Source organism: Mycobacterium sp. UNC410CL29Cvi84 (assembly GCF_000686745.1).
In the GTDB taxonomy this organism is placed as follows: Bacteria; Actinomycetota; Actinomycetes; order Mycobacteriales; family Mycobacteriaceae; genus Mycobacterium; species Mycobacterium mucogenicum_B.
In genome coordinates this window covers 180,592-188,507 of the sequence record NZ_JMLM01000003.1, presented here as the reverse complement: position 1 = coordinate 188,507, position 7,916 = coordinate 180,592, and the positions used below count along the sequence as shown (strand labels likewise).

7 protein-coding genes are annotated in these 7,916 nt (G+C 65.2%); 4 read left to right on the top strand and 3 right to left on the bottom strand.

Annotated elements, in window-relative coordinates; all coding sequences use genetic code 11:
• The first annotated feature begins 9 nt into the window (after positions 1-9).
• The 3 genes from BR47_RS0107080 (at position 10) to BR47_RS0107070 (ending at position 3,302) form a co-directional block, all read left to right on the top strand.
• On the top strand, positions 10-720 hold the full coding sequence (locus BR47_RS0107080) for an MBL fold metallo-hydrolase (RefSeq protein ID WP_029119041.1): 711 nt from the start codon (positions 10-12) through the stop codon (positions 718-720).
• 468 nt (positions 721-1,188) lie between these two features.
• Positions 1,189-1,944: a hypothetical protein gene (locus tag BR47_RS32950; protein WP_141772188.1), complete on the top strand. Its 756-nt coding sequence runs from the start codon at positions 1,189-1,191 to the stop codon at positions 1,942-1,944.
• Positions 1,945-1,976: 32 nt separating this feature from the next.
• Complete coding sequence (locus BR47_RS0107070; RefSeq protein WP_141772189.1) at positions 1,977-3,302, top strand: 9-bladed beta-propeller domain-containing protein; 1,326 nt, start codon at positions 1,977-1,979, stop codon at positions 3,300-3,302.
• 51 nt (positions 3,303-3,353) lie between these two features.
• On the opposite strand, the gene BR47_RS0107065 is transcribed toward BR47_RS0107070, so the two are convergent.
• Genes BR47_RS0107065 through BR47_RS0107055 form a run of 3 tightly spaced genes read right to left on the bottom strand, consistent with a single transcriptional unit; the run spans position 3,354 to position 5,972 of the window.
• Positions 3,354-4,139: a GntR family transcriptional regulator gene (locus BR47_RS0107065; protein ID WP_036426919.1), complete on the bottom strand. Its 786-nt coding sequence runs from the start codon at positions 4,137-4,139 to the stop codon at positions 3,354-3,356.
• Between the two features lie 24 nt (positions 4,140-4,163).
• On the bottom strand, positions 4,164-4,940 hold the full coding sequence (gene fabG, locus BR47_RS0107060; RefSeq protein WP_029119038.1) for a 3-oxoacyl-ACP reductase FabG: 777 nt from the start codon (positions 4,938-4,940) through the stop codon (positions 4,164-4,166).
• A 15-nt stretch (positions 4,941-4,955) separates the two neighbouring features.
• Positions 4,956-5,972: a phosphotransferase enzyme family protein gene (locus BR47_RS0107055; RefSeq protein ID WP_020101040.1), complete on the bottom strand. Its 1,017-nt coding sequence runs from the start codon at positions 5,970-5,972 to the stop codon at positions 4,956-4,958.
• Positions 5,973-6,314: 342 nt separating this feature from the next.
• On the opposite strand from BR47_RS0107055, the gene BR47_RS0107050 reads away from it, so the two are divergent.
• Positions 6,315-7,895 carry an APC family permease gene (locus BR47_RS0107050; RefSeq protein ID WP_029119037.1) on the top strand — a complete coding sequence of 527 codons (1,581 nt, stop codon included), beginning with the start codon at positions 6,315-6,317 and terminating at the stop codon, positions 7,893-7,895.
• Positions 7,896-7,916: the final 21 nt, after the last annotated feature.

Below are 7,916 nucleotides of genomic sequence, written 5' to 3'. Positions count from 1 at the left end.
CGTGGGGACATGGCCGATCTGCTCGCGCTGACCCCCTCGTTGTACCGACTGCGGATCCCCGGTGAGAGTGCACATCTGCTCAATTGCTACCTGCGACTCGACCCCGACGGCGTGACGCTCGTCGATACCGGCTGGCCCGACAGCGCCGCGCTGATCGCCGACGCCCTCGCCGCGCTGGGCCGCGGGGCCGCCGACGTGAAACGCATTGTGCTGACGCACTTTCACGAGGACCACTGCGGCAGCGCCGCCGAGATCACCGGCTGGTCAGGTGCCGAAGTCATTGCCGGAGAGCGTGATTCGTCATACATCACAGGTGCCGCCGACGGGCCGATACCGGTTCTCACCGATGCCGAACGGACACTGCGGCCAGACTTCGACGCCGCACCGCACGGCCCGGCCTGCCGTGTCGACCGCACGGTCGCCGATGGCGACGTCCTCGACTTCGGTGGCGGCGCCCGCGTCATCGCCGTACCGGGGCACACCCCGGGCAGTATCGCGCTGTACCTACCGGACGACGATGCCGTGCTCACCGGCGACGCCGTCGCCGAGGTGAACGGTCAAGTGGCGGTGGGCGTCTTCAACACCGACCGGCCCGCCGCGGTCCGGGCCGCGGGCACCATCGCCGCGACCGGCGCCCGCATCGCCGGGTTCGGCCACGGCGAGGCGATCATCGGCGATGCCGCCGGACGCATCGCCGCGGCCGTCGACCTGTTCGCGTGAATCTGCGGCCAGCAGGCCATCTACAGCGTTGCCGCCCGACAATCCATTCTTCACCAGCGACGCGCCGACGGTGGTCGGCGGGGCACTCACCGGCCTCGATGCACACGTGGGCCGAGGCGGCAGCCTGCCGGGGCTGACCCCGGACTCCGTCAAGGACATCGGTAAGGCTGCCAGATACGGCGGGCCAGCTCTGGGACTATTGACAACAATGTACAAGTTTGCCGCTGCGCCGACTCCGCATGAGGCCTGTGTCGCAGGCATCTCTGGGGTTTTCGGGGTTGGCGGCGATTACGCCGGAGGCTGGGGCGGTGCAAAGCTTGGTGCCGTAGTCGGTGCGCCGTTTGGGCCCGAGGTGGCGGCGTTTACAGTGCCAGTGTTTGCGGTCGGGGGTGCGTTCGGCGGGGGCAAGGGAATGGAGTGGATAGGAAATCAGGTTGGTGGTGCATTTTGCCCGAAATAGAATTAAAGATGCCCGAGCACTGGAAAAATCCAAGAGTGGCCGCGAATTTTTCTATCTCGGTTTTTGCGGTTCTCGTTGCACTTTGCCTCATCTGGGTTCTCTATCTACTTGGCCGTCGTGATTATCTAACTTCTGTATTCGCTGTCGGACTACTACTGTGTTTCCTGTTTCTGCTTGTTTTGGCACTACAGGTTCGGCTGGGTCGCGTTGCTCCTCAGGCAACCAGTGAAGCCGACGGCACATATTTCCGTCCGCCACACGCAAAGACCCGGTTCCTGGAGCTATCGATTGCCAGTGCGATAGTTAGTGGAATTTCTTTTGTTTGCTACGTTCCTAGCGGGCGGCTCGCAATCGGAATCGGTGGGGCCAGGCAAATCTATTACCCCATTATTGTTGCCGGACTGGTGTGTTGGTTTGCCTACCTTCTCCTGCGAGGCAGGTCGAACGGTTGGGGATATCTGAAACTGTCGCCGGAAGGGTTTGAGGTCTCAAACTCCGTAACCACGACCGCCAGTGGAGCGTGGGATGACGTGGTGGATGTCATTGACCAGGCGCCCAAGGGCAAGGCCGTGAGCTGTCCGGCGGTGATGGTGATGAGAGATGGTGAAACGCAGACCATCAACAGCTTGCCTACCTACCAGGCGAATGGAGCTGCGCTCTACTGGGCTATCCGGCATTACTGGCTGTATCCGGAGAACCGCGGTGAGCTCGCCAATGGCCGGGCGATCGAACGGTTGCGGGCGCAGGACTTCGCGGTCGAATGATCCGTCGAGGCGGGCTTCGCAAGTGGTGGCTGGTGGCTGGTGCGCTGGCTTTGGTTGCTGCGGTGGTGGCTGCCGTGATCGTCGTCCAGCGTCCGGTCGACGGCAGGCCACAGTCTGCGCCACCGTTGGCTACCGCAGAGCAGTTGGGGTTGCCCAAACAGTTGTTGCTGTCTCAGTCGATGCGGAAGCAACCGGTGTTCGGCTGGCACGTGACGGCAGCCGAGCTGGGGCTGCCGGCAGATTCGATGATCCATCCGGCCGGCAATGTGGGGGACCGTGGATTCTTTCTCGGTGCCTCGAGCGACGGGTGGCGAGTTGTCGGGGTCAACGTGGCGGATGGTCACCGGCTGTTCGCTCCGGTTCGGCTGGGCCCCAACGCACGCGCGGCCAGTACTCGCTGTTTCGTGAATGGGCCGGCGGCGGTGTTGTGCGTATGGGAGGCTTCGGGACAGCCGCGGCGGGCGTGGGTCGTCAACACCGAGACTGGGGCCGTGATGTTCGACGGCCCGACAGAATTACGAGCATACGGATCAGGTCCCGAACCACGCTTGAGCCAGGTAGGTGACTACGTGGTTGCCGCGGTGCCGGACAGTGGTGTTCATGGGGTCGGCCCGCATGCCGAGCTCACATGGTTTGTCCCTGGCGATGGTCTGCTCGGGGATTCTGCGGGACCCAATTCGGACCTTCAGCCGATGAACTTTGCATCGCAAGGTGTATTCAGGGCGCCGGACATCGTTTTCTCGGTTGCCGACGGCGCCTCGGTGAAGCCTTCAGCGGGGCGTGACGCATCAGTCGGAGGTGCCATCGTCTACGCCGGTGGGTTCGGGTTCAGCTATCACGATCAAGACGGCACGGAACGCGTTGCGCTGCTTGATGAATCCGGCCGGTTATCGGCGCAGATGGCCGGAGGCCTTGTGAATACCTCGCCCGACGTGCCGATCGTGGAGGACGAGTCGCAGCTTCGAGTCGTCACGATGAGTGGGCGGCAACTGCTCGAAATCCCCAAGCCGACGTTACGGCTCTACGCACGGCTCATCGGTACGACCCTGTACGTCGCCTCCGACAAGCGGCTTCGAAGTTGGCAGCAATTCGACCTGCGAACGGGCGCCAAGGGAAAGGCCTGCGATGCCGAAGGCCTGTCCACCAGCTACATCGGCTCTGATGGCGCGATCGCCATCCTGACGGGCGAGCCATCACCGGTCGCCTATGGCATGGATATGGCGACATGTGAAACCGCGTGGGCCATGCCAGGCACAAGCTCCCCAGACGTGACTGTGCGGGAAGTATGGAGGGTCAACACCACGCTGTTGGGGCGCGGCGCGAACGACTTGTTTTCACTTGTGCCGCAGCCTAAATGAGCTGGAGCTAGTGGAAATCCCTGGGCATTCTCGGCGCGCTCGGTGGGACAGCTAGGCGGTGACGGTCAGCTCGACGCGCCCGTCGGTACCGAGGGTCTCGCGCTCGGCCAGCGCGGAGGTCTTGGCGACGAGCCGGACCCGGTCGGCGCGGAACAGGTCTTCGGAGTATTCGAACGGCCGCCCGCCCGCATCCGAGGCGACGCGCGTCATCGCCAGCAGGGGAGTGCGCGTGGGGATTTCGAGCCAGGATGCTTCGCGTGGATTGGCGCTGACGACTTCGATGCTCTCGACCGACGTCACCGGCCTGAGGTCGTAGCGGACCGCCAGGATGTCGTAGAGCGACCCGCCGAGCGGTTGCTCCAGCAGGTCCGGCACGAGGTCGGCGGGGAAATGCGCGCAGTCGACCGACAGCGGGAAGCCGTCGGCGTAGCGCAGGCGCTGTACGACAACGAGTTCGGTGTCGGGGGCGACGCCCAGGCGTTGCGCCTCGATGGCCGTGGCGCCGCGCAGGGCCGTCGACAACACCCGGCTGCGGGTCGTGGAATGACCGCCCTGCTTGAGCCGATTCGGCAGGCCCGACAGCTCGGCGACGTTGCGCTCCACGAGCACGGTCTTGATGAACGTGCCGCCCGCGCGGCCGCTGCGCCGTTCCAGGATGCCGGCACGGCTCAGCGGCACCAGGGCGCTGCGCAGCGTCGCCCGCGAGACGGAGAACTGCTCGGCCATCTCGCGTTCGGAACCGAGACGGTCACCGGGACGGAGCGTTCCGGCGTCGAGCATGCTGACGATGCGGCGCCGCACATCCTCGGCTACTGGGCCACCTTCGGACTCGTCCATGTCGTTCACCGTACCGACCTGTTGTCACCCGGCGACGGCGTCCAGCGATTCCGGCAGGATTTGCCCGCCGTCGACGACGATCGACTGGCCCGTCAGGTAGCGGGCCTCGTCGCTGGCCAAGAACGCGGCGAGGTGACCGATGTCTTGCGGAGTGCCCAGCGTCCCGGCGGGGATGGAGCGGGCCATGCCGGCGATGTAGTCCTCGCCCATCTCCTGCAGCCCCTCGGTGAGGATGTTGCCGGGCAGGATGGCGTTGACGGTGATGTGCTTCGCCGCGAGTTCGATTGCGGCGGTGCGCATGAAGCCCAGCTGTGCGGCCTTGGACGCGCCGTAGTGCGACCAGCCGGGGAAGCCCGTCACCGGACCGGTGATCGACGAGGTGATGATGACGCGCCCGGCGCCGCTGCGGGTGAGCGCCTCGAGACAGGCCTGCACGCTGTAGACGGTGCCCTTGACGTTGACGTCGAGCACGGTGGCGAGATCGTCGGGCGTCATGGTGGCCAGCGGTGCCTCGGGGAAGATGCCGGCGTTTGCGCACAGCACGTCGATACCGCCGAAGGCGTCGACGGCGGCCTCGGCCATCGCCTGGCAGGACCGGGGATCGGCGACATCGACGGAGACCCCGATGACCTTGCCGGACCCGAGCCCGTCGAGGCCGGCAACGGCGGTGTCGAGGTCGTGCAGTGAGCGGGCCGCCACGGCGACATTGGCGCCTGCGGTGGCGAACACCGCGGCGATGCCGTAGCCGATGCCCTTGGTGGCGCCGGTGACGATGACGTTCTTGTTGGTGAGATCGAACATGGTGCGCGTGTCCTGTCAGTGGGAGAGAGTGGGAGCGGTCGCGGGCACATCGACCCGGAACCACGATGGGTCGGTGAGGTAGGCCTGCGCCAATTGTGCTGTGCCGGAGGCATATCGGTGGCCGAGCCGCTGTGCCGGTTCCGATTCGGGATGGCTGCCGATCCAGGCCGTGAGCATCAGGCGGCGCAGCATGACGAACGTCGGGATTTCGGCGAGATCGGCGGCGGCGATGTCGCGGACGCTGCGGTAGCCCGCGAGCCATTCGTCGATGATGCGGGCGGCGTCCGGGGTGTCCTCGACGAACGACACCACCGCCCCGAGGTCGGCGAGGTACCACGACCAGCCGCAGTCGTCGAAGTCGATGACGGTGATCTTGCCTTTGTGCACCATCAGGTTGGACATCCGCAGGTCGGCGTGGACCAGTCCGAAACGGTCGGGGCCCATGCCGTAGTCGGTGAGGCGTTCGATGACCTTGCGCTCGGCCTCTTCGATGACGGCGGCATCGCCGGCGGACAGGGCCGGCGCGTCACGCCAGTCACCCCACCGGCCCGCGGCGCCGAGCATGGTGTCGAGGTCCCATCGGAAGCGCGTGAAGGCCTCCGGACGCTGCCAGCGCTGGACGTGCTCGTGCAGCGTGGCGGTGATCGCGCCCAACTCGCTGAAGCTGATGTCGGAGGCGTCGTCCTCGGCGATGGTGCCTTCCACGAAGGTGAACAGGTCGACGAGACAGCTCTCGTCGCCGATGCGGGCCTCCACCACGCGCCGCCCGTCGGGGGCGGGAATCACCTGTGGCGTCGTGATGGCGGAGTCGCGGCGCAGGCTCTCCATCCAGTCGAGTTCGGATTCGATGGCGGCCAGCGAGTGGTAGCCCGGCCGGTGCACGCGCAGGACCTGGCGTTCGGTCCCCGATTCCACCAGGAAGGTGCCGTTCTCCGAGTAGCTCAGCAGCGTCACGGTTGCCGAATCGAGCCCGTAGTGCGGGAGCGCGGCGTGCGCGAAGCGTTCGTAGTCGGTGGCGGCCATGTCGCTCATTGTGGCTCTCCTGAACTGGCGGTGTGGGCACGGTCACTATTTGGTCTGGTCAGTTGTAGCGCACTTTGGCCCGAAAGTGAACCAAAACCGAAAATTGGTAACGACAGCTTTACGGGCCGGAAATATGGCGCCGTTGCGGCAGACCGCGCAGCAAGTGTGCAGGTAGTTCGGGTATTGACCGCTATGGGACGGTCTGGTACGAATAGCCCTGTGCCGATGGCGTGGGGGTCCATTGGTCCATCGGATAGCTGAAGTGCCGCTCGACGAAGCAGACCAAATAAACCCAAAACCGGCCAGCGTGGCCCGGACTCATCTCCCATCAGATCGGATCGGTTAGCACCCATGAGTGAAATCGACGACCACCCACGAACCGCCCCGCTGACTTCGGCGCCGCCCGACGGCGGCCCCGGCGTGCAGCGCCTCAAACCCAACGCCGTCGGCTTGATCGGCGTGCTGTTCATGGCGGTGGCCACCGCCGCCCCGATCACCGCGATGGTCGGCAACGTCCCGATCGCCGTCGGGTCCGGTAACGGTGCGGCAGCCCCCGCCGGGTACCTGATTGCGACGATCGTGCTCGGCCTCTTCGCTGTCGGCTATGCGGCGATGTCGAAGCACATCACCGCCACCGGGGCGTTCTACGGCTACATCTCGCACGGACTCGGGCGGGTGCTCGGTCTGTCGGCCGGCTTCCTGACGGTCCTGGCATACGTGGTTTTCGAGGCATCTCTGGTCGGCATCTTCTCGTTCTTCTCGCGGGACTTGTTCGCATCACTGTTCAACGTCCACCTGCCGTGGTTGCTGTTCGCCATCGTGATGATCGTCGCCAACGCGGTGCTCACCTACTTCGATGTCAACCTGGCCGCGAAAGTGCTTGGCGGCCTGCTGATCACCGAGATCGTGATGTTGACGCTGATGGCTGGTTCGGTGGTCGTCAGCGGCGGTGGTCCGGAAGGCTGGTCGCTGTCATCACTCAACCCGATCAACGGGCTCAAGGGGCTCGACGCCGTCGTCCCGAACGTCAGCGGCGCGGGCACCATGGCCGTGGTCGGCTCCGCCGGAATCGGCTTGTTCTTCGCCTTCTGGTCCTGGGTCGGTTTCGAGTCCAGTGCCATGTACGGCGAAGAGTCCAAGAACCCCAAGAAGATCATCCCGATCGCGATCATGTCGTCGGTGCTCGGCATCGGGGCGTTCTACATCGTGGTGTCGTGGCTGGCGATCGTGGGCACCGGACCCAGCAAATCCATTGCGCTGGCGCAGGATACAAACACCGCCGGTGAAATCTTCTTCACCCCGGTGCGCGAGCACCTCGGCGGCTGGGCCGTGACCATGTTCCAGATCCTGCTCACCACCGGCTCCTACGCGTGCGGCATGGCCTTCCACAACTGCGCAGCCCGCTACATCTACGCGCTCGGCCGCGAAGACATCCTGCCCAGAACCGCGAAAACCATTGGCCGTACCCACCAAATCCACGGCTCCCCGCACGTCGCGGGCTTCGTGCAGACGGCCATCACCCTGGTGATCGTGCTGTGGTTCGCGTTCTCCGGTCGCGATCCCTACAGCGGGCTCTACGGCCTTGCCGCGCTGCTGGGTACCTCCGCCATTCTGATCGTGCAGGCGATGGCGGCGTTCTCGGTGGTCTCGTACTTCCATGTGCGCAAGCAGCATCCGGAGACCGCGCACTGGTTCCGCACCTTGGTGGCTCCCGGGCTCGGTGGCATCGGCATGCTGTACGTCATCTACCTGCTGATCAAGAACGCCTCGTTCGCAGCGGGTACGGCCAAGGACGACGTCGTGTTCGCGTCGATTCCCTGGGTGGTCGGCGGCACCGCCATCGCCGGAATCCTTGTCGCCCTGGTACTTCGGGCGCAGTCCCCGCAGCGCTACGACCGATTGGGGCGCGTCGTGCTCGACGAAGAACGCTGACAACAAACCCGGACCCGGCGC

Bases quoted from the DNA above. Each gene is read 5' to 3' on its own strand.
- BR47_RS32950 (WP_141772188.1), top strand. From the start codon at position 1,189: ATGCCCGAGCACTGGAAAAATCCAAGAGTGGCCGCGAATTTTTCTATC.
- BR47_RS0107065 (WP_036426919.1), bottom strand. From the start codon at position 4,139: ATGGACGAGTCCGAAGGTGGCCCAGTAGCCGAGGATGTGCGGCGCCGC.
- BR47_RS0107050 (WP_029119037.1), top strand. From the start codon at position 6,315: ATGAGTGAAATCGACGACCACCCACGAACCGCCCCGCTGACTTCGGCG.
- BR47_RS0107055 (WP_020101040.1), bottom strand. From the start codon at position 5,972: ATGAGCGACATGGCCGCCACCGACTACGAACGCTTCGCGCACGCCGCG.
- BR47_RS0107080 (WP_029119041.1), top strand. From the start codon at position 10: ATGGCCGATCTGCTCGCGCTGACCCCCTCGTTGTACCGACTGCGGATC.
- fabG (WP_029119038.1), bottom strand. From the start codon at position 4,940: ATGTTCGATCTCACCAACAAGAACGTCATCGTCACCGGCGCCACCAAG.